This is a genomic window from Kangiella koreensis DSM 16069, from assembly GCF_000024085.1.
Lineage (GTDB): Bacteria > Pseudomonadota > Gammaproteobacteria > Enterobacterales > Kangiellaceae > Kangiella > Kangiella koreensis.
In genome coordinates this window covers 196,628-219,681 of sequence record NC_013166.1, presented here as the reverse complement: position 1 = coordinate 219,681, position 23,054 = coordinate 196,628, and the positions used below count along the sequence as shown (strand labels likewise).

Below are 23,054 nucleotides of genomic sequence, written 5' to 3'. Positions count from 1 at the left end.
CTACTTTTTACGTTATAATCCTTCTCTGACCTCTTAGACTTATATCAACTCATGCAAAAAATTGTTCTCGCTTCTGGTAATGCTAAAAAAGTTAAAGAACTTAGCGAACTACTCGCCAGCTTTGATTACCAGATAATTCCACAAACGGAACTCAATGTTTCCGAGGTTCCAGAAACTGGCACCACCTTTGTTGAGAACGCCATTATCAAAGCTCGCCATGCCGCTAAAGTGACAGGCTTGCCAGCTATTGCTGATGATTCTGGTATTGAAGTTGATTATTTAAAAGGCATGCCGGGCATTTATTCCGCACGCTTTGCTGCATTGGATGACTCAGAGCATAAAGGCAATGCCGATGACCAGGCTAATAACGACTTGTTACTCGATAAACTCAACGGCGTGCCGACCGCCGAGCGTAGCGCTCGTTACCAATGCCTTCTGGTCTTTATGGAGCATGCTGAAGACCCAACTCCGATTATCTGCCAGGGCAGCTGGGAAGGTCGTATTTTAGAGTCTGAGACAGGGAATGGTGGCTTTGGCTATGACCCCTTATTCTGGGCTCCGGAGCATCAATGCGCTGCAGCCGAGTTATCACCCGAGCAGAAAGCAGCTATCAGCCATCGCGGTAAGGCCCTGCGTAGCTTGATGGAACAATTATCAGCTCTTCAAACCGCCAAGCACGTATAACTTATATGTCACTACTGACCAATCCACCACTATCACTCTACATCCACATCCCCTGGTGTATTCGAAAGTGCCCCTATTGTGATTTTAATTCACACGGCATCAAGCAGCTTGGTGGGCTAGACGATATTCCAGAGCAAGAGTATATCGACAGGTTATTAGTCGATCTTGAACAGGAATTACCACTTGTCTGGGGACGACGTTTGCATAGTATTTTTATCGGTGGCGGTACACCCAGTCTATTTTCGGCAGAGGGTATGGATCGCTTAATCAGTGGTGTCCGCGCACGCATTCCCTTTGAGGGTGATATTGAAATTACCATGGAAGCCAATCCCGGCACTTTCGAAGCCGAGCGCTTTGCTGGTTTTCGTCAAGCTGGAGTTAACCGTCTATCAATAGGCGTCCAAAGCTTTGATGCCCGTCATCTTGAGTTATTAGGCCGAGTGCATAATCCCGAACAAGCAATAGCGGCTGCAGAATTTGCCCATCAGGCAGGTTTTAGTTCCTTTAACCTCGATCTGATGCATGGCCTTCCCGACCAAACTATCGAGCAGGCTTTATCCGATCTACAAACTGCCATTGACCTTAAGCCCCAGCATATATCCTGGTATCAATTGACCATTGAACCGAACACCTTGTTTTATCAGCAGCCACCAACCTTACCCATAGATGACACTTTGTGGACTATCCAGGAGCAGGGACAGGCTTTATTACAGCAGCATAGTTATGGCCAATATGAAGTTTCAGCTTATGCTCGCGAACCAAAATTCCGTTCACAACATAATCTCAATTACTGGCAATTCGGTGACTATTTGGGCATAGGCGCAGGAGCACACGGCAAAATTACCCGCCTCGATCTTGAGCAGATCCAGCGCACCACCAAAAGCCGTCACCCTAAAGATTATTTGCAAAAGTCAGTAGCTGATATTCGCACAAGCCAGCCCATCCCTGCGCCCGAATTACCATTCGAATTTATGCTCAATGCCCTGCGCTTATTAGATGGCGTTCCAACGACCTATTTCCAACAACGTACTGGCCTGCTACTGAGCGACATCCAACCAGCTATTAATGAAGCTATTGCCGATGGACTTTTGCACAACAGCAAAGATAGAATTGAGCCTACTGAGAAAGGCTCCTTGTTTTTGAACGAATTACTACAAAGATTTATTAAAGACGAACCTGCTCAGAATAAAAATGACATCATAAAAGATGGGCAAATTAATATAAAAACACTTAATTAAAAATTGATACACCATATAGCAACTACAGGAAATAAAAGGATATACGGTATGGATTACATTCGATTTCTCACCATTGGCTTGCTCGGCTGCCTGTTACTCATTGGCTGCGACACAGACTCTTCTAATTCTGAAAGCACAGCAAACAGCAGTAACAAAAACGATGCAACCACGTTGGATCAAAAAGTTTCAGCAGAATATATCTGCTCTCACTTACTGGTAAAAGCAGATTTTTTTGGAGACGATCTAACACTCACTATTGAAGATAAAAGCTACCAACTAAATCAGACCCGAAGCGCTTCCGGCAGCAAGTATGAAAACAAGGCTACCAAAACTCTCTTCTGGCAAAAAGGTGATAGCGCTGTACTCGAATTCAATGGGCAACGATTCTCCAATTGTCGAACAGTCACTATTCAGCGTCCTGATGCTGTTAGTAAAAGATTAACATTACCCTTTACTGCACGAGGCAATGAACCGGGCTGGCTGTTAACTTTAACTAAAGATCAGTTCGAGCTCATTTCAGATCATGGCCACTTAACTGTCATTGCCCCAATGCCTGGCGGCTCAATTATTGAGGCTGGCAAACCCATTCAGCTTGAAACCGAACGACTAGGACCACTGTCTTTTCTGGCCGAAGCTAAATTGTGTCATGACTCTATGAGTGGCATGCCATATCCATATGCGGTGTCCATCAAGACCGAGCAGCAAGACTACAATGGCTGCGGTGGCGAGCCACGCTCACTACTGACTGAAAACCCTTGGTCAGTGCTGACAATCGCCAATCATATGCTGGCTGAAGAATCTCGCATTTCGCTAAACTTTAATGCTGACTTTCAACTGTCCGGCATCGCCAGTTGCAACCGCTACACCAGTTCCTACAGTTTGACTGGAGAAAGCCTCACCGTCAGCCCCATCACCACCACACTGATGGCCTGTGAGCCCTCATTGATGGAACAGGAAGCAAATTTCCTCAAGCACCTGGCCAACATTAACCGCTTTGATATAACAAAAGACGGTCAACTCATTTTACATACCAGCCAAGGTGAAACCATCAAAGCCCAGCCAGGAAATCCTTAATAATTTTTATACGATAAGGTTTTCAAGAAAGTCAGGGAATGACGATTTTGAGAGCATGACATAACAAAGTTATCGGCAAAATAGACAATTATTTAGCTGAAAACATCAGATCCCAGACCCCATGCCCCAACCTCTGCCCCCGCGCTTCAAATTTAGTCAACGGGCGCGAGTCAGGTTTTGGCACATAATCACCAGCCTCTGACAAATTCTTGAACTCTGCCATGGGACTCAAAACTTCGAGCATGTATTCGGCGTAATTTTCCCAGTCGGTAGCAAGGTGCAGGATGCCGCCTTTAACCAATTTCTTATGCAGTCTTTGGCAAAACTCGGTTTGCACAATACGGCGCTTGTGGTGTTTCTTTTTATGCCAAGGGTCAGGGAAGAATATCTGAATGCGTTCCAGGCTATTATCGGGAATACAATGGTCGATAATCTCTACTGCATCATGATTAATGACTCGCAGATTGGTCAGTTCGTATTCTTCGGCCAGCACTAAACAAGCACCTACTCCGGGCTTGTGCACTTCGATACCGATAAAATCCTTATCGCGCTCATGGGCAGCTTGCTCAGCGAGTGATTTTCCCATGCCGAAGCCTATTTCCAGAACCACTGGGGCTTTACGGCCAAAAATACTCTCAAAATCATAAGCCTGTTCTTGAAGCTCAAGACTCATTTGCGGGAATAGCTCTTCCATGGCACGTTGTTGGCCCTTAGTTAGTCGCCCTTCACGCAGAACATAACTACGAATTTTACGGATGCGTTTTTCGCTTTTGGTCTCTTCGGAACTCACTGATTTATCTCGACTTGCAGGGATTGGCGCGATTTTAGCACACTCTTTGTACACATTTGCAGCATTAGCTTTGACCAGACAAAAAGGATTGCGAAAATAGCCCTAAATCAGTAAGGTGAGCAGTTCGACCCGGCATAAAAACAATGACATAAGTAGGAGTGGAACTAAGGAATGCCGTTTCCTGATTTACCCAACAATCACGCTCTTTTTGTGCTGCTACTGACGGTTTTTGCGTTATATCTGTTTCGTCGCGATGATATTCCGTTAGAAACGTCCTGCGTGATCGTTCTGCTATGTCTGACCATGGGCTTCAGCTTCGCGCCATTCCATAACTTCAACGGTCGACTTGAACCGATGCAGTTTTTCAGCGGCTTTGGCCATGAAGCGTTGGTTGCTGTTTGTGCTTTAATGATTTGTGGCCAGGGTTTGGTGCGCACAGGTGCTCTCGAACCCATCGGCCGATTTCTGAGCAAGGTGTGGAAAACTGCGCCGCTGTTTTCATTATTACTGACTCTGGTTATCGCCGGTTTCCTCAGTGCTTTCGTTAACAACACACCCATCGTTGTGTTGCTTCTGCCCATTCTCGTTAGCGTCGCCATTCGTACCAAAAGTAGTCCATCTAACCTACTGATGCCAATGGGTTTCGCGACCATTATTGGCGGCATGGCAACGACCATCGGTACTTCCACAAACCTTTTAGTGGTTTCCGTTGCCGCAGATCTGGGCCTGCGCAAATTTGGCATGTTCGATTTCCTGCTACCCGCCAGCATCGCAGGTAGTGTTGCGATACTTTATTTATGGCTAGTAGCTCCGCGCATATTACCGGAACGTAAGGCAGTCATGAAAAACACCTCTCCGCGTGTTTTCACAGCCCAATTGCATATTGATGAAGGTTCATTTGCGGTCGGCAAAACCTTGTCTGAAGTTATAAATAAAACCGATGGCCAGATGAAGGTAATCCGCATTCAACGTGGTGACGAAATTTCAATCGTCCCAATGCCCGATGCCAAGATCAAAGCCGGTGACAGATTGAGAGTCATCGACTCCCCGGAACACCTCAAAGAATATGAACAGGTCTTAGGCGCAAAATTATTCCGCCGTGGCAAGCTGATCAGCGAAGACCACCCGTTAACCGCTGAAAACCAACAGCTCTCCGAAATTGTTGTAACTCCCGGTTCACCGTTAGCCGGGCGTACTCTCAAAGACGTTGAGTTTATTGACCAATATGGATTAGTCGCCATTGCCCTGCATCGCGGGGATAGCGTTGTTGATATGCACAACAAAGGCCTTGGCACTGTCACTTTGCACGTCGGTGATGTCTTGCTGGTGCAAGGTGGTCAGAAGGATATTGCCGAATTTAAGAAAAGCGGCGAAATCTTGATTCTTGATGCGACCACTGACTTACCAAAGTCACATCGTGCTCCGCGCGCCCTGTTTATTATGGGACTGGTGGTTCTGCTTGCTGCTGTTGGTGCACTGCCAATTGCAATCAGCGCCCTCGGCGGTGCCATGCTGATGATTCTGGTTCATTGCATGACCTGGCGTGAAGCCATGCATGCCTTAAGCGCTCAGGTCATACTGATTGTTGCAGCAAGTTTAGCGCTCGGTATAGCCATGATTGAAACTGGTGCCGCCGAGTACCTGGCTCAAGCCTTTGTCGCTTCGCTGTATGGCGCTCCGCCAGCGGTGCTTTTGAGCGGATTGATGTTGTTGCTAGCCTTGCTCACCAATGTGGTGTCAAACAATGCCGCAGCGGTTATTGGCACGCCAATTGCGGTCAGTATCGCCAATCAGCTTAATCTGCCCGCCGAACCTTTTGTGATGGCCGTTCTATTTGGTGCCAATATGAGTTTTGCCACACCGATGGCTTATAAAACTAACCTGCTGGTGATGAGTGCAGGCGGTTATAAATTCTCTGATTTTATCAAGGTTGGCGTACCGCTGGTGATTCTGATGTGGATTACCCTGTCCATCGCGCTGCCTATTCTTTATCAGTTCTAATCTGAAACCACATGACAAAACCCTGGTCAGCTACAAACTTTGCTCGGCAAGTTATCGATTACTATCATGCCTTTGGGCGCAAACATCTGCCCTGGCAAAACACTCAGGATCCTTACCGAATCTGGCTGTCGGAGATCATGCTGCAGCAAACACAGGTCACCACCGTTATCCCCTATTTTGAGCGCTTCGTGGAAAGCTTCCCAACGGTTCTTGATCTTGCACATGCGACAGATGATCAGGTCATGCAACACTGGAGTGGACTCGGCTATTACAGTCGCGCGCGTAACCTGCATAAAGCCGCGAAAATTATCGAAACAGAATTTGGTGGAGACTTTCCACAAGACCCTGAAGTCATCGAAACCCTACCCGGCATTGGCCGCTCAACTGCCGGCGCCATCGCCTCTTTTGCCTTTGACCAGCCCACAGCCATTTTAGACGGCAACGTTAAACGCGTACTGGCACGCTGCTACGCCATAGAAGGCTGGCCAGGCAATGGCAAGGTTTTAAAAGCTTTATGGGAAAGAGCCGAAGCTAACACGCCTACACAAGAAACCGCTGCCTATAACCAGGCGATGATGGATCTTGGCGCAGTGGTCTGCACTCGCACAAAACCCAACTGTCCAGACTGCCCGCTATCCAAACACTGCCTTGCCTATCACAATAACAGTATTGAGCAATATCCCGGCAAAAAGCCCAAGAAAGCCCGCCCAAGCAAAGCTGTCTATTGGCTGATTAGCATCAATGAGACAAGCGACCAAACACAAGTCCTGCTGCACAAAAGACCACCCAGCGGAATCTGGGGCGGCCTGTGGGCTTTGCCTGAAGTTGAACAGCAAGACATTAGCCCTGATAAGATCTCGCAGCTTGACCCTTTTGTGCATAAATTCAGCCACTACGACTTACAGGTTCAACCCCTTTTACTCAGTTCAAAAGCCGATAAAGCATTAGTGGAAAAAAAATCCCATCCGAGTATCATGGAGCCCGCACAAGCAGACTGGTTTAGTCAAAACCAGCTGAGCGAGATTGGCCTGCCCACTCCGGTCAGCAAGCTTTTATCAAAACTCCTCGGAGATTCCTGAGTTTTTAAGAGCCATACTAAACCACTTAACCGATGACAAGTGGAGATAGAAATGTCACGCACCGTATTCTGCAAAAAACTGCAAAAAGAAGCCGAAGGCCTATCCTTCAAACCATACCCAGGCGAACTTGGCGAAAAAATATACAACGAGATTTCACAAGAAGCATGGACCCAATGGTTAAACCACCAAACCATGCTGATAAATGAAAAACGACTCAGCCTGATGGACCCACAAGCGCAGACTTATCTGGCCGAACAAATGGAAATGTACCTGTTCGGTGGCGACTACGAAAAGCCCGAAGGCTACGTTCCAGAAGAAGACAAATAAGGACCTGATTTCCAAAGCCTATAAAATTCTAATAATTTTAAGAAAGGGGCTTGACTTAAAGCCCCTCAATCGGTTTAATACGCGTCCTGCGGCCTGGTAGCTCAGTTGGTAGAGCGGAGGATTGAAAATCCTTGTGTCGGCAGTTCAATTCTGCCCCGGGCCACCATTATTCAGAAAGCCTGACTAGAAATAGTCGGGCTTTTTTGTGTCTGCAGAAATACTCGATCGAATTGAACTGCGTTCAATTACAAACTACATCCCTGTAGTTTGCCTTACGGTCATTGCAGCAAGCTGCAATATGCCAATTTGCTCCCGGCAAATTGGTCTGCCCCGGGCCACCATTATTCAGAAAGCCTGACTAGAAATAGTCGGGCTTTTTTGTGCACGCCATATTTTCATCTTATTTCTTCTCTTTTCATTTGCATCTTCACAATTTATTGCTGTTCATTTCTTATACTAATTTTGTATTCGCGAGCCATTCGCGCTACATTATTCTTATGGCATGAAGCCATGAATTCTTGCTTCCTTATCTTGGAAGCTCTAGCTAGAAGGATTTGGTATGAAACAGGCTTTGTACATTGCGCTGTCTTTTCTTCTTCTGTGCTTTTCTGCGCAGCAGCTTCATTCTGCTGAAACAAATTCCGGCAAGCGCGCCATGCAGCTGACACTTGATGGCTCGGTCAACCCGGCCACGGCTCACTTTCTAGTGGAGAACATTGAAGAAGCGGCCGCGCAGGATTATCAGCTGATTATTATTAAGATGAATACGCCCGGCGGGCTCGATCTGGCGATGCGTGACATTATCCGCGCCATTTTGTCATCACCAGTTCCGGTTGCCACTTATGTTTATCCTCCGGGCTCACGAGCGGCCAGTGCCGGGACTTATATTCTGTATGCCAGCCATGTGTCTGCGATGGCACCTGCCACCAACCTTGGAGCGGCTACGCCTGTTTCAATTGGCGGTATGCCCTCTCCCGATCAGCCGAATCAATCCGAACAAAATAAAGAGCCAAACCAGGACGGAGCGGACTCTGAACAATCTAAAGACCAGCCAGCGCAATCACCTTCTCAATCCGCACCCTCCAACAAGTCCGCCATGGAAAAGAAGGTCATTAACGATGCCGAAGCCTACCTAAGAAGTCTTGCCCATTATCATGGCCGCAACATTGACTGGGTTAAGAATGCTGTACGCGAGGGCGAAAGCCTTTCCTCAAGTGAAGCTTTAGAAATTGGCGTCATCGATCTCATCGCTGAAAACCCGCAGCAACTGCTGGCAATGATTAATGGCAAAACCGTTCGCCTTCCCAGCGGACAGTTTGAGATTGATACCAAAGGCATGATCATTGATGAGATTGAAGCTGGCTGGAGAACGCGGCTGCTAAGCATAATCAGCGATCCTAATATCGCTTACATCCTACTCATCATGGGTATTTATGGCCTAATTTTCGAAGGCTATAACCCCGGCACCTTTATTCCCGGTGTCATTGGCGCCATAAGTCTGCTGCTGGCTTTCTACGCCCTGCAAATTATGCCGGTTAATTATGTCGCGGCTGGACTGTTAGTGTTAGGCATTGCCTTATTAGTTGTCGAAGCCTTTGCTCCGAGTTTCGGTATTCTCGGCATGGGCGGCATTATCGCCTTCATACTCGGTTCCTTCCTGCTCTTTGATGAGCCAGAAACAGGTATGGCTGTTGCAATGCCGATTCTCATTTTCGTCACAATCGTCAGCGTTATTTTGCTCAGCTTTGTACTCAGTCTCGCAATCAGAGCAAGAAACAAGCCGGTAGTGACCGGCACAGAAGAAATGTTGTCCGAAGTAGGTATTGTCGAGAATGACTTTGATGAAAAAGGCTGGATAAAGATCCATGGCGAGATATGGAAAGCGCACAGTTCCCAGCCCTTAAAAGCAGGACAACACGTAAAGGTAGTAGCTGTTAATGATTTAGATTTAGACGTCATCCCTGTCGAGGATGGTAAACCCAAACTTTAAGCTCAATAGAAGGATTTATTATGAATATGTTTTATCCGATCATACTGGCGCTGATCATACTTACAATCGCCAGCATGTTTAAGATTCTTCGCGAATATGAACGCGGCGTGATCTTTATGCTTGGCCGCTTCTGGAAGGTCAAAGGCCCAGGTCTGATCATCCTTATCCCCTTCGTGCAACAAATCGTACGCGTCGATTTGCGGATTATCGTTATGGATGTTCCCACGCAAGATGTTATTTCGCGCGACAACGTCTCGGTCAAAGTCAACGCTGTAGTCTACTTCCGCGTAGTCGACCCACAAAAATCGATCATTAATGTTGAGCACTACTACGACGCCACCAGTCAGTTAGCGCAAACCACATTGCGATCAGTACTGGGTCAACATGAACTGGACGAAATGCTCGCCTCGCGAGACCAACTCAACGAAGACATTCAAGAGATCCTCGACAGCCAGACCGACGCCTGGGGCATTAAAGTGTCCAACGTTGAAATTAAGCATGTCGACCTCGACGAAAGCATGATTCGCGCCATCGCCCAGCAAGCAGAAGCCGAACGTCGCCGACGCGCAAAAGTGATTCATGCTCAAGGCGAAATGGAAGCTTCGCAAAAACTGTTTGAGGCTGCACAAGTGTTAGGGCAAAAAGAAGAAGCACTCCAGCTTCGTTATCTGCAAACCCTCACAGAAATCGCGGGAGAAAACAGCAATACTATCGTCTTCCCATTACCAATAGATCTAATTAAGAAATTTATAACGAAGGATTAATAATGAAGATAGAAGGTCAATTCACAGTCACACTCAACCCTATCGACTCTGCCATCAATGGAACTGATGGCATGACCTTTCGCCGCATGTCGATTGAAAAAGAGTTCTCAGGCCCATTGGACGCCACCAGTAACGGCGAAATGCTCAGTGTCATGACTCCAACCAAAGGTTCGGCTGGATATGTTGCAATAGAACAAGTTGTCGGTTCACTTGATGGGAAACAAGGCAGCTTTGTTCTTCAGCATTATGGAGTGATGGAATTAGGCGCAGAGAAATTAACGCTCGAAGTGGTGCCCGACTCGGGCGTTGGTGAGTTATCAGGTTTGTCTGGACAGATGAATATTTATATTGAGGACGGTAACCATTTCTATGAGTTTGAGTATCAGTTGCCTTAGTTTGTTAAGGCCCTTTTAGCCTCACTGTGGTGAGGCTTAGTCATATCTGAGTCAAGTTTGGCATATTTTATTTACCCTAATCACATTAACTCCACTGTTTTCTACAGCTTTTCGTCAGATCCCCAAACAAAGTAACCATTGCAATCAACTTTGAATTCCTCTCGGTACTGATAAATCTTCTCACTTTTCTTATGTGAGCTTTTTACATTACCAATATTTTTTGAACGACTTTTATAAGACTCTCTATTATTTGTAATATTAACCATAACTAATATCTCCTAAGGAAACGCTTTACATCTGCTCGAGTTAGCTCAGGCTTGCAATACTCTGCTATTCTTTGAGTATTTCCTTTAGCCGATGTTTTACTTGCCAACGCCCCCCCATCAAGCTCAATACTTAGCTCAAAACAACGACCATCAGTATCTTGCTTACGCCACTTTCGAATACCTCCCTCATGAGACAATCGCCAGTCTAAGAGATTACCGTCAATACCAGCTATATCATTGACGACATCTATCGCGGAAGCGTATCTATTGCTAGGCTCTATAGCTAAACACCTCTTAATAGTAGTTACTAATGCCTGAGGAATATGCTCTGGGTAGTTATCTCTGCCTGGAAACTGTCCACTAATGACAGCATGCCTGTATCTATTGCGATTTAATACTCCGTCTTCCACAAAACTAGAATATTCTGCATAAAATGACGCATCCCCTACACACATTCTGTGAAGCGTTAGCCCAAATTGATATATGTCAAACTGGTGATTAAAACTTCCCGTATTAAAAGCCTCGGGGGGAACCATATTCCCGTATATTCTATCCTGCTCAGCCGTACCGCTAAATGAAATTTGCTTAGCTAACCCAAAGTCGGATAAAAGCGCCTCTCCTCTATCCGAGAAGAGGATATTATCTGGTTTAATATCAAAGTGGATTAAGTTTTTTGAGTGAATATTATGTAGCCCACTAAGAACCTGAGTCGACCAAACGATCATCTCTCTAACACTAATTGAAGTATTTTGTATTATTCTCTTAAGTGAACCGTTTTTAAAATACGGCATGGCAAGAAAGATATGCTCATCATCTTGGCACGCATAATAAATTGGGACTACATTTGGGTGACTGCTCAAATATAATAGACTAGACTCTGTGAAATATTCATCTATATCTTCAAAATCCGACTTCAACATTTTTTTTACAACAATTTCTGCATTTAGTTGCAGATCAGTCGCTGTAAACACAGTAGAGTTTTTCCCTTCCTGACCAACCTCCTTAACTATATGAAAACTTAATTCAGCAGTTCGTGTTGTATTAAGCATTAGCAGCTCCTATTGCCGTTAAAATAGCTTCCCTTTCTTCTTTATTATGTCTACCCCAGTTTTCAACTGCCTCAAATTGCTTTTTTCCGTGAACATATAGTTTAAAATCTGCGCGGGGAACATTCAGCTTCGCTACTATAGTAGATATCTGGCCACAAAAATATACCAATAACATACTGCTTGCAAAAGCTTCTTGAATCACCCCTTCAATTTCAATCCGCCGTATATTCAAATTTTTGGAGTTACTCTCAACAATTCTTAAACCTGCAATACCTATATTAAACTCCCTAAGAATATCTAAAACCGAATTACGGATATATTTCAAGGCTTCCGGTGTGGGCAAGGCTTTGGGTATTTTAATATCTTCGACATTTACAATATTACTATTATCAACATCGTAGATTGCTATAACTACCGAACAGGGTGTTACTCTAATTCCCAATGAGTTCATAAATCTTCCTCATAAATATTATGCCTATCATCTTTTCTCAATAATCCTAATATACACCACTACTGTGGTGGTATATGCCTCAGATCTTTCCATAAGCATCCACCCCTGGCACCGTTTCTTTAGCGGTTATGGTGTAGCTCCGCCCTTATTTTTCACTGCTGAAACCGAGCACCTTGCACCTCTAAGTTTATTCAATAGTTTTATATACATTAATTAATGAGACTTTATTGATATTGTTCTTCCTTTACAAATAATAGAAATGTGTGTTGCATGACTCTATAGATTTACTCAACTTTTATATTTTGAATAGCAGCTCCTGACTCTCATTGTGACGTAGTGATTAGTCATAAGGGGTTGAGAAGACTCTATTAGAGCAAGTTCACCTTTCGTCAGCGTGGTAACTCTTGGTACTCAATTTTCAAAAATCTACTCTCTTTTGTGAATGCAGCGCGGGAGTAGTCATTAAGATTTATGTTTAGTAATTCTAAATCTGAACTACTGAATTTATCGCTATTAATTGTGAGAATGTATTGCTTACCACTGAGCAGCTTAATATTTTCTCCAATGTAATTAATACTTTGAATCAAAGTATCTTGGTCAACATCAAAAATATTATCATGTACCAATAATCCGGGGTGATGCTTTGATGTTTCAGGATTTATTAATAAAGAAAAGTCATATAGAAAAACTTTTTCTCTGTTAATACTGTGACTTCCATCGGAGTCAGTTCGGAGTTCGAATTTCAAAATTTCTTTTCGTTTTGAAACTTCAATATCAAAAGAGCTTCTTCTATTTCCAAAAATATAGTCGTGCATATCAAGTATGGTTTTTTCGAAAGAATCAATTACTTGTTTTGAGTTATTTACAAAGCTCTCTAGAAGATATATCTCACTTTCTCGTTCACGCTTTTTGGCTTTATGCTCACTGTCGTAATCAGCATGTTTTCTTATAAATGATGATAATGCTGAAAACTCTTCAACCTTTTTTTCATGTATAGCGATTGTTTGTTTCAAGCTTACAAGAAGACCTTCTTGGTCAAGTAATGAGATTTTTTCCCTGTACAACTTATTGAGTGAAGATATACTTTCTTCGAATACCTTTATTTCTCTTTCTATCGAAGACTTTCTATCGTCCATTATACTTCGCTGAAAGTTATCAATCTTTTGTTTGAAAGCCGTAACCTCACTCAGTTCACGTTTTATCAAATCGCCTAATCCTTCTTTGAACTGGTTGTAAAGGTCTGCAACTTCCTGGCCATCAATATAGTTATCGCCACGGAACAGCTTTATTTTTGATAACTCTGATTTAAGAACGCCTTGCTTTGATCGTTGTTGCTCAAGCTGATTTTCAATGTCAACAATTTCATCTTTTACGGTATCAAAGCCTTCGATATTCTCCAGATTATCAATGTCCCCTTGAATTCTACGAACTTGGTTCTCTAATTCGTTTAAGTCTGCCTTAGATTCTGATACATTTTTGTTTGTGAGCGCGGTTATGTTTTCTTCCATCTTTTTTCTCGCTTTTGAAATGTTTTCCATTTCAGAATATAACCGTTTAGCTTCGCTGTATGGGCTAGGGTCTACTTGCAACAAAAAAAGGTGTGGCGTGTAATCAGCTGGAATTCTTTTGTTAGTGTCGAAACAGTTAATAATGGACTTAAACTCAGAACCTTCATCACGTATTAATGGCCCCATCATAATTCTAAATGATGGTAGGTTTTCATAGCCTACGCCTTCAAATATCAAGGTGCTTAAATGATCAGTAGCATCAGCAAGCCTAGAGTAAGACTTTATTTTTCCGTCTATGATTAGAGTCGGGCACTCGTGATTATTTATAACCCTTCTTGAAGTAATATAGTGACCATTTATTTCAAAATCTAAACACACGGCTGTATCACGTGATAAGTCTTCCTTAGGTATTAGTGATACTCGGCTATCGTTGTGGCGTTTCAGCAAGGCATAGTTGATGAACTCTATTGCCATAGATTTTCCAACGCCATTAGTTTTTTCATTGCCTTCCGTTGTTTCTCCTAATATAAGGTTGAACCCATCTTTAAAAGTAATAGGTTCAAAAACTTTCGGTTCGCTATATAGCTTCTTAATTTGCAACATTTTTGATCAAATATGGTTCGTCGAATTCAACTATATCAAGGGAATACAGAAAGATCATTCCATAGTAGATGCTTCTTGCCGTTATTTTATTGGACTTTCTTAAACTCTTTGCCAAATCGTATATGCTAATTCGACCATCATCACTACTCTGCAACTGCTTTAATATTTCAGACCCAATATAGGGTGCTGATTTCATTAAGTCTTCATCTTTTGTGAACAAGTTAGCCATTTGTCACTCCCTTGTTTGGAAATACGTTGCATTTAATTAGATGCTTAACAATATAGAACTGTGCTGCACCGGTATCAGCTTCAAAACTGTTTTCACTCAGCATCCTAATAAAGTTATCAATTAGCTTTTCAAGGGCTTTTTTCGGGTTCCCTCCACACTCAGTTAACACCTTATCGCTGTAGACTCGCAAATGTTGAGATACCCGTCGAATTTTAACCTGCCCTATGTCTGATTCCTGTTCAACAGAATCAAGAACAGCACCATAATCTTGATATAGTGTCAAAAATTCCTGTTTCAGGAAGTCTGAATGATCTGCAAAACGTTTATTTATTTTTTCGTCTGGAAATGGCTCATCAAGAAATCCTTCACCAGCAGCAGGGTGTTCTTCGTCACTGATTAGTTCAATTAACCGCAATATGGTTTCTACATTACGTGGAAGACCTTCAGTAGGTTTCTTGTATAGCTGTTGATTTAAAAAATTGCTTATTTCCTGTATTTCTGAAGTTTCTAAATCATTGACCCTTACAGCCAAGTCCCCAATGTCCCAAATATCTTCTTTGGTGTTCAGACTGTAAATGTCATTGCCAATAGTTGGGGTAGTATGTGCTGTCTTCGCTGTGATGTTTAGAATTATTAAGCGGTCGTACTTTTCGTACAAACCTTTTTCAATAAACTTAGTAACAGTGTGCCTTGTCTTGGCAAGTGATGAAGATGACGTCACCTGAATAGCAAACTTATTAACTTCGTCGCCAAGGTCTATTGCAGCAGCATTACGATCAATGATGTTTATATTGACTAAGTTGTAGCCAAAAGCCAGATTCAATAAATCACGGTAGAAGTTTTCTGAGTGAATATTTATGTCCGTAAGATTCAGTTTATTGTGTACTGATACCTGAGTAGATAGCCAAGTAAGCGAGTTGATAACGGACTTTTGATAGTCTTGGCGATTCATCTTGCCTTCACATTTTCGAACATACTCATCACACTATACTGCCTTATATATTAGCTAGTTAAGCTCTGAATCATACACAAAAGAGCTTCATTACACGAATTGCTTCGTAAGACTTTATTAGTATTGACCTGAGTTTACAAGCGTTAAAGAGGTGTGTCACAACACAGATTCTGTCGCATTGAGCACCATACATCTACTTGCCATCTAATTTATAGAATCTCAATTGCTTTCTCTAAATTCGCTCTCGCAGCACTTTCATACTTCTCTTGAAAGTAATCTAGATTATAAATGCTAGGTTTTGACAAGAATGATTTCAGTAGATCTTTTCTCTTTTTCCGATAGATTATCGAGGGTACGAGCCTGTACTCTTTACGGATGTTTTCTTCAAATTGATCGTAAACCGTTGGTGAAGCTCCCAGAATAGTTAGATCTATATCCACAATCAATTGTTTATCGTCGCTATTAACCTCAACATTATGCTGGGTTGCCATGATCAAGTTATAAACTCTTTCTGCGCCATCACGACTGTATTGATTATCTATCAGGAATTCTTTAGCCCATTTTGCGCTATCAAGTTCATTTGTGGATGAAAAAGGTTTGTATATGGCATCATGAAACCATATTGCTAATTCTAATTCATTAGGATGTTCTGATAGCTCCACGGTCCGATCTAAATGGTTCAGCATTGCATCTATGTGCTTAGTGGTATGATAAAACCGATGTTTTTCAGAGTAGGCTTTATGGAGTTTTTCGAAGCACTCAACTGAAGGCGCCATACCCAAAGCGCGCATTAACGCTTCCCATCTATCTTTGTTCATTGATTATTCCGTTACCAATTTGTCATGGTTATTTAGATTATTTTTAAACTCAGTCGAAATTCTCAGTTGCCTTAACGATAACGGTGCGTCACGACGCAGATCCTGCCCTAGGGGTACCCTACGTTCACTAATGAACTAAAAAAATGTACTCATACTTTTTTAAGAATATCCAGTGCCCTTCAGATGGTTCAAATTCGTAGCTTACCATATCTAAGTATGCTTCTGAGTATAGCTCTAAGTTGCCATTGTTTTTAATATACCAACACTCTAATCCATAATTTGGCCAATCCGTTATTTGCTTAAACACCTCAGTTCTTTCGCTCTCGGATGGCTTATACAAGTTATGGGTTGAATTTTCTACGGGCTTTCCATTTACCCACGGTAATGAAGGTGTGCAACTATCTTCGTGAATGTTTTTTTCTGAAATGGCACATCCAGAGAGTAAGATAATGATAAGTATTAAGCTATGTTTCGTGCTTACTATCAAAGCGATACTCCCAGAAGCGCCGCCAATACTTTGGCGAGTGCTTTAACACTTAATTTGCCGGCTTCATTTCCTGCCGATTTAACGAACTCATCGACAAATAGCTGGAGTTTCGATTTTCTGCTGCCTGCTTGGTTAAATTGGTCTAGCTCATCGTCAAACTCTGGAATGTCTTCGACTGCGATTTTATCAAGTACGTCCACTAGGACTTTCTTATGGACGGTCACCAGGTTTGGATTAAAGGATGAGTCTGTAAAACCGTCGACGTCTGCTACCCATTCCTGAAACCATTGGCCAAGCATTGGATCACGCACCACAAAGACCAGTCGGCTTCCTTTCAGTTCGTAGGCTTTCTTTTTTATCAGATCAACAAAGGCGGCTTTGGCTTCCTCTTCTGGCAGTTGTTGATATCGTAACTGAACTTCTTGATAGAGATTTCGGATTCGCGCTTCGGTCAGGCTTAGTTCACGAGCGGCTTTGAAGGTATCTTTAGGAAACTGATATCTCCCGTCAGCAATGAGAAGGTGCATAACTAGAACATCAATGTCACGCTTTTGCATGCGCCCTAACCCACCGGCAAGGTAGTGTTCTAAAAATGTATTACAGAAGTTTGATGGGCGACGAATCTCTATGTTTGGCATGGTTATTTCCTCACAGCCTTATATTGTTATTATCAATAATGGTGTGCATAGGACTTTATTAGCATTAGTCTTTTTTTACAAGCGCACGTATGGCCAGATTAAAGGTTGCGCTTATTCGGACTGATGAATATTGGTACAGAAGTTAGTATTCAGGTCTAAGAGGTTATGACCGGTTTCTTGATTGTTTTTGGTTTACTTGATCGATTTTTTTGCAGTTTTCTTTTTCTTTGGTTTTGGAGTCGGTAGCTCTCTTTCGGTGATCCTAATCAGTTGTGTCAGCCATTCTGATTCTTCTATTTGGTCTTCAATTAATAGAGAAGGTTTAGCTCCTGGATAAGCAGGGGCTTCGACATAATCGCCAATGAATTCCTTGCCTGCTACAGTCGGTTTGATGAAAAGCTGATTATCACAAATAAGCGCAACTACCTTGCCCTTTGAATACAGTGCATACTCACCAAACATCTTTCTAAAGGTGGTTTCACATTCATCAGCAATTTGCTCAACAACAAATTCCACAAATTCTAAATCGGAAGCCATTTCGGTTCTCGGGCTGTAAAAGGATATCGTACCACAATAAATTGCTAGTGTTTTCCCAATAAGAAGTCCCAAGTTCCCTGCATCGAGCCCCTTAACTTTGCGTCCTTTCTAAGCCATAAGGTGAAGAGGTTATGAAGGGCGAGCTTGGCTCACCCTTCCTGTTATTTCCTTACTTTTTACTGAGCACTGTGTCTTTACCATGCTGGGTGATGGTCAGCTGTTTTTTGCCCGCGTCAAAGTTGATGACGATGCCTGCTAGCTTGAAGCGGAAGCGGGTTTCGCTTTCGGCAGTTAGCGGGAACTCGGATTGGCCGGTGGCTTGTCCGTAGAGGTTGCCTTCTTTAACCATGATTTCCAGATCAAGCGGGAAGTCGTCTGCACCATAAACTCCGACATATTGCTCGAGCAGGGATTCGGGTACTGCAAAGGCTTGGTGTTTTTTTCCGCCTTCTTTATTAAATGCGTATCCTTGTCCGCCTTGTATTAATAAGAACTGGTCGATGTCTCGGTCATAGCGTATTTCGATACCGGCTTCTACGTATTCAAATTTGTCGTCTGGGTAGGCGGTTAGTGGGAATGCGCCTTGTCCGGTTGCCTGGGCATAGAGCTGGCCGTCTTTAATGCTGAGATTGATGTCCAGCGGGAAGGTGTCGCTGCTGTAACTGCCAACCAATGGTTCCATCTGTTCTTTACTTAGCTCAATCGGTGCGCCGAACTCTGGTTCCGCCACAGTTTTACCATGATAGGCGTCGAGCATGGCTTCGTAGATTTCGCGCATGTCGTAGCGTAGGGCATTGGATAATAGGACGACGCTTATATCTTTGTCTGGGTAATAAGCTAGATGCGTCCTAAAGCCTTCGATGCCGCCATTGTGCCAATAGCCTTCGAGCTTATCTTCGTCCTCGCCGTAGCTGGTTTCGAATATGCCAAGGCCATATTTCATGTCCATGGTGGTCATGGTTTTGAGGCTGTCTTTGCTGATGATCTTGCCGTCGAATAATAAATTGATGAATTGATTCAGATCGTCTGCATTTGAGACCAGTGCTCCGGCCGCTCCCGGAATGTTCATGTGCCATTCGGCCATTTTTCCCCACTTCCCTTTGTACTCATAGGAATGCACTTCGCCGTTACCTTCTTTAATGTCGCTGCCGTAGTAGGTATTGTTCAAGTTATAGGGCTTGCTAATGCGCTCCTCGATAATGTCAGAGTAGGGTTTCTTTTCGATGTCTTCTGCAATGAAGCCTAGAAGTAAGTAACCACTATTGCTGTATTCCGCTTTTTCGCCCGGCTCGAAGTCGGAGTCGAAGCTTTCGATTTTAGCGACCAGGAAGTCTTTATCTTTTGGAAAAAAAACATAGTTGATAAAGTCTGGTTCGCTGGTGTAGTTGAAGATCCCCGATTGGTGATTCAATAGATGCTTGATGGTGATCTTATCGGCGTTCTTTACCTTGGGATAAAACTGCGACAGCTTGGTGTCGAGTGTTAGCTTACCTTCTTCTATCAGCTGGAAAATGATTGCTGAGGCGTAGGTTTTGCTGATTGAGCCGATTTTGTATTTCAGATCGTGATCGGTACTAGTAGCCCAACCTTTCTTCGCTTTTTTACTGGGTTGGATAGTTATTTGGTAGACCGGTGTGGTGTCTTGATAAATAACAGCGGTTCCCAGGAATCGGTTCTCACCGGCTAATCGGTGAAAGTAGCGGTCCAGTTGCTGCTCGCTTTGCTCCGTTAATTGTTCAGCTGCTTTTTTGGTGTTCTCCTGGGTATTCTTGTTAACGCTATCGGCGATAGCCATTGGGCTGGCTATGATGGCCAAACTCAACAAAGCACTCTTCACTGTTGATTGCATACGATTCTCCTCTTTTTCCTTTATCTTTATATTCCTGACACTTTCTTCCACTATTTTGTTAGCAGACAATCGGCCTGAAAAACTATTCATTTCGGTTGTTTAACGCTGAGCCAATCATTTTATTCCCATTACTTCTATCACGATATTTATTCAATGTATAAAGTTGGTTCTAAATGTTACTTTTTACCCCTTCGGCTATTGGATCTTTGACCTATTTTGGAGTATCTTTATCAGCCTGAGTTTTTGCTTATTTTTTATCCACAACGTGAGTATTTCTGTGGATAACTATGGTGAAAACTTTTTGGGGGAAACTGAGAAACGCATAATAATATACCTATATAGGTTTTGGGGAATCTATCCTTCGTCAATTTTCTCAGTATTTTCAGGCTGTTACAAAGCCAACTAAAAGAACCTTATTAATATGCGGGTTTGTTAATATTTATTCAAACCTGTGGATAAGCCGTGCCTAAATTTTCATTTAGTGCTTAATAAACATAAATTTAAGAGTCAGGACTATGGTCAAACGCCCTATTCTTGCGCTAATACACATCCTCGAAAGTTTTACTGAGTGGACCGGCAAGCTGATTAGCTGGCTGACCCTGTTTATGGTGCTGGTCGTGGTTGCTGTTTTGGTCCTTCGCAACATTTTTGGTTTTAGCGCCATCCCACTGCAAGAGTCCGTCACCTACATGCACGGCATAGTCTTTATGCTTGGCGCGGCTTACACCTTAAAGCACAGTGATCATGTCCGCGTGGATGTGTTTTATCATCGTTTTTCGCACCGCAAGAAAGCACTGGTCGATATGGTGGGCTTTTTAATCTTGTTGTTGCCGGTGTGTATTTTCCTGATTGTTTATAGCCTTGATTACGTCATCTTCAACTGGAAAATCAAGGAAGGTTCCAGCCAGCCAGGCGGCCTACCTTACCTCTATATCCTGAAAACCTTATTGTTAGCATTGCCGATTACCTTAATCATTCAAGGTACTGCCCAGTTCCTGCATAATCTGGCTTATTTATTAGGCTGGAAGCCTCTGCCGCATGGCGCTGAGGAAGATACAGCAACCGCTCCGCAAGTGACAGGTGACAAGGAGCTGCATCATGGTTGATTCTTTATTTACCTTAATGCCATTGCTCCTGTTTTTATCAGTATGTCTGGTATTGCTATGGGGTTATCCGGTTGCCTTGTCTTTAGCGGGTGTATCGCTAATTTTTGTCGCAATTGGCGCCACTACCGGCATGATCGAACCGATTCAACTCAATTTTCTGCCCGGCAGACTCTATAAAATCATGGAGCGCAGTACTCTGATTGCAGTCCCTCTGTTTATCTTTATGGGGCTGATGTTGGAACGCACCAAAATTGCTGAAGATCTCTTGGATTCCATGGCGACGCTATTTGGTAAGTTACGCGGTGGCATGGGCTTCGCAGTAACGATTGTTGGTATGTTGCTAGCAGCCAGTACTGGCATAGTTGGTGCAACGGTTGTAACGATGGGCCTGCTTTCTCTTCCGGCGATGATTAAACGCGGCTATCAACCTGAGTTGGCGACTGGCGTTATTTGTGCTTCGGGAACACTGGGGCAAATCATTCCACCTTCTATTGTTTTAGTCCTGTTGGGCGACGTGCTTGCAAACTCAATGACCGAAGCCAAGAGTCTTGGCTTACAGACCGATCAAGTAGCATCTATTGGCGATCTCTTTATGGGCGCTGTCATTCCGGGCATGATTCTGGTGGTTGGTTATATGCTGTATATCGCTTTTGTCGCCTGGCGCAGACCACAAGCCGCTCCAGCGATCGAGTTCGATGACAAGGTTGATATGCGTACCGTTATCTGGAAAGCGCTGATTAATCTATCGATGCCTTTGATTCTGATTGTCGCCGTTTTAGGTTCCATTCTTTATGGAATCGCCACGCCAACGGAAGCTGCAGCGATAGGTGCCTTAGGTGCTATTTTATTGGCTGTTTTGCGTCGCAAGTTAACCCTTGCTCGTTTGCTGGATGTTATGCGCTCGACCGTTAAAACCACCAGCATGGTCTTCCTGATTTTAATCGGTGCTTCCATCTTCTCGCTAGTGTTTAGAATGTATGGCGGTGATGAATTAATTCGACATTTCTTTACCGACTTACCAGGTGGCTTATTCACCGCATTGCTGATCATTATGTTGGTCATGTTCTTGCTTGGCTTCATTCTCGACTTTATTGAAATCACTTTCGTGGTGGTGCCTATCGTTGGGCCTGTGTTATTGATGATGGGAGCCGATCCGATATGGTTGGGTATTTTGATTGCCATTAACTTACAAACCTCATTCCTGACACCACCTTTCGGATTTGCGCTGTTCTATTTGCGTGGAGTTGCCCCTAAAAGTATACGCACCTCGCAAATTTATCGCGGTGTAATTCCGTTTATCGCGATTCAAATTGTGGTGCTGGCTATGATTGCTGCCTGGCCATCTTTAGCCACCTGGCTGCCCGCTTATGTCAGTGGATAATTGAGGTGCATGATAATGAGTAATGCACCAATTGGTGTTTTTGATTCAGGCGTTGGCGGCTTATCCATTCTAAAGTCTATCCGCGAGCATCTGCCGAATGAAAATCTACTGTATGTAGCCGATTCTGCCTATGCACCTTATGGCCGTTTGCCTAAAGATATTTTGCATAAACGCTGCACCCACATCGCCAACTTTTTTGTTGAGCAAGGTGCCAAAGCGATGGTCATCGCTTGCAATACAGCCACCGCTGTCATGGCCGAATGGTTACGCAGTGAATTTGATATACCTATCATCGCTATGGAGCCCGCAATTAAGCCAGCTGCACATGCAACGCGCACCGGAAAGATTGGTGTTTTTGCCACAAACCATACATTGAAGAGCGACCGCTATAAGAAATTATTAACTGAATATGCCAAAGACAAGAAAGTATTTGAGTCTGCCTGTGATGGGTTTGTCGAGCAGGTAGAAACCGGCGATCTATCCAGTGTTAAAGCTTTTCAATTGGTTGAAAAATATCTTCAGCCTATGATTGATGAGCATATCGATGTTCTGGTACTGGGTTGTACTCACTACCCTTTTTTAGCACCACTGATGCGCCAGATTTCATCGCAACAAGTGGCCGGCAATCAAGAGCTACAAATTATTCACACCGCAGATGCTGTTTCCTTACATCTAACCAGAGTTCTTGCTGAAAACAACCTGCTCAACTTTAAGGACCAGCAGTTCTCTCGTTTTTATACCAGCGGTGACATTGATAATTCCTCCAAAGTTTTTTCCCAATTGCTTGAGGAAAAAGTGGAGGTATTACCGTTTAATGGTAGTAGCACCCAATAAAGAA

Annotated in this window: 22 protein-coding genes and 1 tRNA gene; 13 read left to right on the top strand and 10 right to left on the bottom strand. The window is 43.5% G+C overall.

Translation table 11 applies throughout. The features are described from left to right. Positions 1 to 51 precede the first annotated feature (51 nt). From rdgB to KKOR_RS01035, 3 genes are read left to right on the top strand one after another with little or no spacing between them, the layout of a single operon-like run. On the top strand, positions 52 to 684 hold the full coding sequence (gene rdgB / locus KKOR_RS01045; protein ID WP_012800149.1) for an RdgB/HAM1 family non-canonical purine NTP pyrophosphatase: 633 nt from the start codon (positions 52 to 54) through the stop codon (positions 682 to 684). A gap of 5 nt (positions 685 to 689) precedes the next feature. Continuing rightward, positions 690 to 1,922, top strand: a complete 1,233-nt coding sequence (gene hemW, locus KKOR_RS01040; RefSeq protein WP_012800148.1) for a radical SAM family heme chaperone HemW — start codon at positions 690 to 692, stop codon at positions 1,920 to 1,922. A 48-nt stretch (positions 1,923 to 1,970) separates the two neighbouring features. Beyond that, positions 1,971 to 2,996 (top strand): META domain-containing protein, encoded by a 1,026-nt coding sequence (locus KKOR_RS01035; protein WP_012800147.1) that lies wholly within the window; start codon positions 1,971 to 1,973, stop codon positions 2,994 to 2,996. 88 nt (positions 2,997 to 3,084) lie between these two features. Here KKOR_RS01035 and trmB read toward each other — a convergent pair whose 3' ends face one another. Beyond that, complete coding sequence (gene trmB, locus KKOR_RS01030; protein ID WP_012800146.1) at positions 3,085 to 3,786, bottom strand: tRNA (guanosine(46)-N7)-methyltransferase TrmB; 702 nt, start codon at positions 3,784 to 3,786, stop codon at positions 3,085 to 3,087. Positions 3,787 to 3,957: 171 nt separating this feature from the next. Here trmB and KKOR_RS01025 point away from each other — a divergent pair, with 171 nt between their 5' ends. From KKOR_RS01025 to KKOR_RS00995, 7 genes are all read left to right on the top strand, one after another. Continuing rightward, complete coding sequence (locus KKOR_RS01025; RefSeq protein WP_012800145.1) at positions 3,958 to 5,787, top strand: SLC13 family permease; 1,830 nt, start codon at positions 3,958 to 3,960, stop codon at positions 5,785 to 5,787. Positions 5,788 to 5,798: 11 nt separating this feature from the next. Continuing rightward, on the top strand, positions 5,799 to 6,866 hold the full coding sequence (mutY, locus tag KKOR_RS01020; RefSeq protein ID WP_012800144.1) for an A/G-specific adenine glycosylase: 1,068 nt from the start codon (positions 5,799 to 5,801) through the stop codon (positions 6,864 to 6,866). A 51-nt stretch (positions 6,867 to 6,917) separates the two neighbouring features. After that, positions 6,918 to 7,193, top strand: a complete 276-nt coding sequence (locus tag KKOR_RS01015) for an oxidative damage protection protein (RefSeq protein WP_012800143.1) — start codon at positions 6,918 to 6,920, stop codon at positions 7,191 to 7,193. 90 nt (positions 7,194 to 7,283) lie between these two features. Continuing rightward, a tRNA-Phe gene (locus KKOR_RS01010) sits at positions 7,284 to 7,359 on the top strand. Positions 7,360 to 7,848: 489 nt separating this feature from the next. Then, complete coding sequence (locus KKOR_RS01005; protein ID WP_228638681.1) at positions 7,849 to 9,183, top strand: NfeD family protein; 1,335 nt, start codon at positions 7,849 to 7,851, stop codon at positions 9,181 to 9,183. A gap of 20 nt (positions 9,184 to 9,203) precedes the next feature. Beyond that, positions 9,204 to 9,947 carry a slipin family protein gene (locus KKOR_RS01000; protein ID WP_012800141.1) on the top strand — a complete coding sequence of 248 codons (744 nt, stop codon included), beginning with the start codon at positions 9,204 to 9,206 and terminating at the stop codon, positions 9,945 to 9,947. 2 nt (positions 9,948 to 9,949) lie between these two features. Continuing rightward, positions 9,950 to 10,342, top strand: a complete 393-nt coding sequence (locus KKOR_RS00995; RefSeq protein ID WP_012800140.1) for a DUF3224 domain-containing protein — start codon at positions 9,950 to 9,952, stop codon at positions 10,340 to 10,342. A 268-nt stretch (positions 10,343 to 10,610) separates the two neighbouring features. Here KKOR_RS00995 and KKOR_RS00990 read toward each other — a convergent pair whose 3' ends face one another. The 9 genes from KKOR_RS00990 to KKOR_RS00945 all read right to left on the bottom strand — a co-directional run bounded on the left by KKOR_RS00990 (position 10,611) and on the right by KKOR_RS00945 (position 19,729). Beyond that, positions 10,611 to 11,657 (bottom strand): serine/threonine-protein kinase, encoded by a 1,047-nt coding sequence (locus KKOR_RS00990; protein WP_012800138.1) that lies wholly within the window; start codon positions 11,655 to 11,657, stop codon positions 10,611 to 10,613. Beyond that, positions 11,650 to 12,108 (bottom strand): hypothetical protein, encoded by a 459-nt coding sequence (locus KKOR_RS00985; RefSeq protein WP_012800137.1) that lies wholly within the window; start codon positions 12,106 to 12,108, stop codon positions 11,650 to 11,652. Before KKOR_RS00985 ends, KKOR_RS00990 begins: the two co-directional genes overlap by 8 nt. 389 nt (positions 12,109 to 12,497) lie before the next feature. Then, positions 12,498 to 14,219: a DUF2326 domain-containing protein gene (locus tag KKOR_RS00980; RefSeq protein ID WP_012800136.1), complete on the bottom strand. Its 1,722-nt coding sequence runs from the start codon at positions 14,217 to 14,219 to the stop codon at positions 12,498 to 12,500. Then, a complete protein-coding gene (locus KKOR_RS00975) occupies positions 14,206 to 14,448 on the bottom strand; it encodes a hypothetical protein (protein WP_012800135.1) in 243 nt (80 codons plus the stop codon). The genes KKOR_RS00980 and KKOR_RS00975 overlap by 14 nt, the downstream gene beginning before the upstream one ends. After that, on the bottom strand, positions 14,441 to 15,400 hold the full coding sequence (locus KKOR_RS00970; protein ID WP_012800134.1) for an SMEK domain-containing protein: 960 nt from the start codon (positions 15,398 to 15,400) through the stop codon (positions 14,441 to 14,443). The genes KKOR_RS00975 and KKOR_RS00970 overlap by 8 nt, the downstream gene beginning before the upstream one ends. 209 nt (positions 15,401 to 15,609) lie before the next feature. Continuing rightward, positions 15,610 to 16,218 (bottom strand): HD domain-containing protein, encoded by a 609-nt coding sequence (locus KKOR_RS00965; RefSeq protein WP_012800133.1) that lies wholly within the window; start codon positions 16,216 to 16,218, stop codon positions 15,610 to 15,612. 483 nt (positions 16,219 to 16,701) lie between these two features. After that, positions 16,702 to 17,343, bottom strand: coding sequence for a hypothetical protein (locus KKOR_RS00955; RefSeq protein WP_012800131.1), 642 nt, complete (start codon positions 17,341 to 17,343; stop codon positions 16,702 to 16,704). A 192-nt stretch (positions 17,344 to 17,535) separates the two neighbouring features. After that, positions 17,536 to 17,880: a TfoX/Sxy family protein gene (locus KKOR_RS00950; protein WP_012800130.1), complete on the bottom strand. Its 345-nt coding sequence runs from the start codon at positions 17,878 to 17,880 to the stop codon at positions 17,536 to 17,538. A 169-nt stretch (positions 17,881 to 18,049) separates the two neighbouring features. Then, positions 18,050 to 19,729 carry a serine hydrolase domain-containing protein gene (locus KKOR_RS00945; protein WP_012800129.1) on the bottom strand — a complete coding sequence of 560 codons (1,680 nt, stop codon included), beginning with the start codon at positions 19,727 to 19,729 and terminating at the stop codon, positions 18,050 to 18,052. A 515-nt stretch (positions 19,730 to 20,244) separates the two neighbouring features. Between KKOR_RS00945 and KKOR_RS00940 the strand changes: the two genes are divergently transcribed. From KKOR_RS00940 to murI, 3 genes are read left to right on the top strand one after another with little or no spacing between them, the layout of a single operon-like run. Next, entirely contained in the window at positions 20,245 to 20,835 is a 591-nt protein-coding gene (locus tag KKOR_RS00940) for a TRAP transporter small permease subunit (RefSeq protein ID WP_012800128.1), read from the top strand. Next, complete coding sequence (locus tag KKOR_RS00935) at positions 20,828 to 22,216, top strand: TRAP transporter large permease (protein WP_012800127.1); 1,389 nt, start codon at positions 20,828 to 20,830, stop codon at positions 22,214 to 22,216. Before KKOR_RS00940 ends, KKOR_RS00935 begins: the two co-directional genes overlap by 8 nt. 15 nt (positions 22,217 to 22,231) lie before the next feature. Further along, positions 22,232 to 23,050 carry a glutamate racemase gene (gene murI, locus KKOR_RS00930; RefSeq protein WP_012800126.1) on the top strand — a complete coding sequence of 273 codons (819 nt, stop codon included), beginning with the start codon at positions 22,232 to 22,234 and terminating at the stop codon, positions 23,048 to 23,050. Positions 23,051 to 23,054 lie beyond the last annotated feature (4 nt).

What these genes read in the sequence shown, in the direction of transcription:
- rdgB (WP_012800149.1), top strand. Translation starts at nt 52, where the DNA reads ATGCAAAAAATTGTTCTCGCTTCTGGTAATGCTAAAAAAGTTAAAGAA.
- hemW (WP_012800148.1), top strand. Translation starts at nt 690, where the DNA reads ATGTCACTACTGACCAATCCACCACTATCACTCTACATCCACATCCCC.
- KKOR_RS01035 (WP_012800147.1), top strand. Translation starts at nt 1,971, where the DNA reads ATGGATTACATTCGATTTCTCACCATTGGCTTGCTCGGCTGCCTGTTA.
- KKOR_RS01025 (WP_012800145.1), top strand. Translation starts at nt 3,958, where the DNA reads ATGCCGTTTCCTGATTTACCCAACAATCACGCTCTTTTTGTGCTGCTA.
- mutY (WP_012800144.1), top strand. Translation starts at nt 5,799, where the DNA reads ATGACAAAACCCTGGTCAGCTACAAACTTTGCTCGGCAAGTTATCGAT.
- KKOR_RS01015 (WP_012800143.1), top strand. Translation starts at nt 6,918, where the DNA reads ATGTCACGCACCGTATTCTGCAAAAAACTGCAAAAAGAAGCCGAAGGC.
- KKOR_RS01005 (WP_228638681.1), top strand. Translation starts at nt 7,849, where the DNA reads ATGCAGCTGACACTTGATGGCTCGGTCAACCCGGCCACGGCTCACTTT.
- KKOR_RS01000 (WP_012800141.1), top strand. Translation starts at nt 9,204, where the DNA reads ATGAATATGTTTTATCCGATCATACTGGCGCTGATCATACTTACAATC.
- KKOR_RS00995 (WP_012800140.1), top strand. Translation starts at nt 9,950, where the DNA reads ATGAAGATAGAAGGTCAATTCACAGTCACACTCAACCCTATCGACTCT.
- KKOR_RS00990 (WP_012800138.1), bottom strand. Translation starts at nt 11,657, where the DNA reads ATGCTTAATACAACACGAACTGCTGAATTAAGTTTTCATATAGTTAAG.
- KKOR_RS00985 (WP_012800137.1), bottom strand. Translation starts at nt 12,108, where the DNA reads ATGAACTCATTGGGAATTAGAGTAACACCCTGTTCGGTAGTTATAGCA.
- KKOR_RS00980 (WP_012800136.1), bottom strand. Translation starts at nt 14,219, where the DNA reads ATGTTGCAAATTAAGAAGCTATATAGCGAACCGAAAGTTTTTGAACCT.
- KKOR_RS00975 (WP_012800135.1), bottom strand. Translation starts at nt 14,448, where the DNA reads ATGGCTAACTTGTTCACAAAAGATGAAGACTTAATGAAATCAGCACCC.
- KKOR_RS00970 (WP_012800134.1), bottom strand. Translation starts at nt 15,400, where the DNA reads ATGAATCGCCAAGACTATCAAAAGTCCGTTATCAACTCGCTTACTTGG.
- KKOR_RS00965 (WP_012800133.1), bottom strand. Translation starts at nt 16,218, where the DNA reads ATGAACAAAGATAGATGGGAAGCGTTAATGCGCGCTTTGGGTATGGCG.
- KKOR_RS00955 (WP_012800131.1), bottom strand. Translation starts at nt 17,343, where the DNA reads ATGCCAAACATAGAGATTCGTCGCCCATCAAACTTCTGTAATACATTT.
- KKOR_RS00950 (WP_012800130.1), bottom strand. Translation starts at nt 17,880, where the DNA reads ATGGCTTCCGATTTAGAATTTGTGGAATTTGTTGTTGAGCAAATTGCT.
- KKOR_RS00945 (WP_012800129.1), bottom strand. Translation starts at nt 19,729, where the DNA reads ATGCAATCAACAGTGAAGAGTGCTTTGTTGAGTTTGGCCATCATAGCC.
- KKOR_RS00940 (WP_012800128.1), top strand. Translation starts at nt 20,245, where the DNA reads ATGGTCAAACGCCCTATTCTTGCGCTAATACACATCCTCGAAAGTTTT.
- KKOR_RS00935 (WP_012800127.1), top strand. Translation starts at nt 20,828, where the DNA reads ATGGTTGATTCTTTATTTACCTTAATGCCATTGCTCCTGTTTTTATCA.
- murI (WP_012800126.1), top strand. Translation starts at nt 22,232, where the DNA reads ATGAGTAATGCACCAATTGGTGTTTTTGATTCAGGCGTTGGCGGCTTA.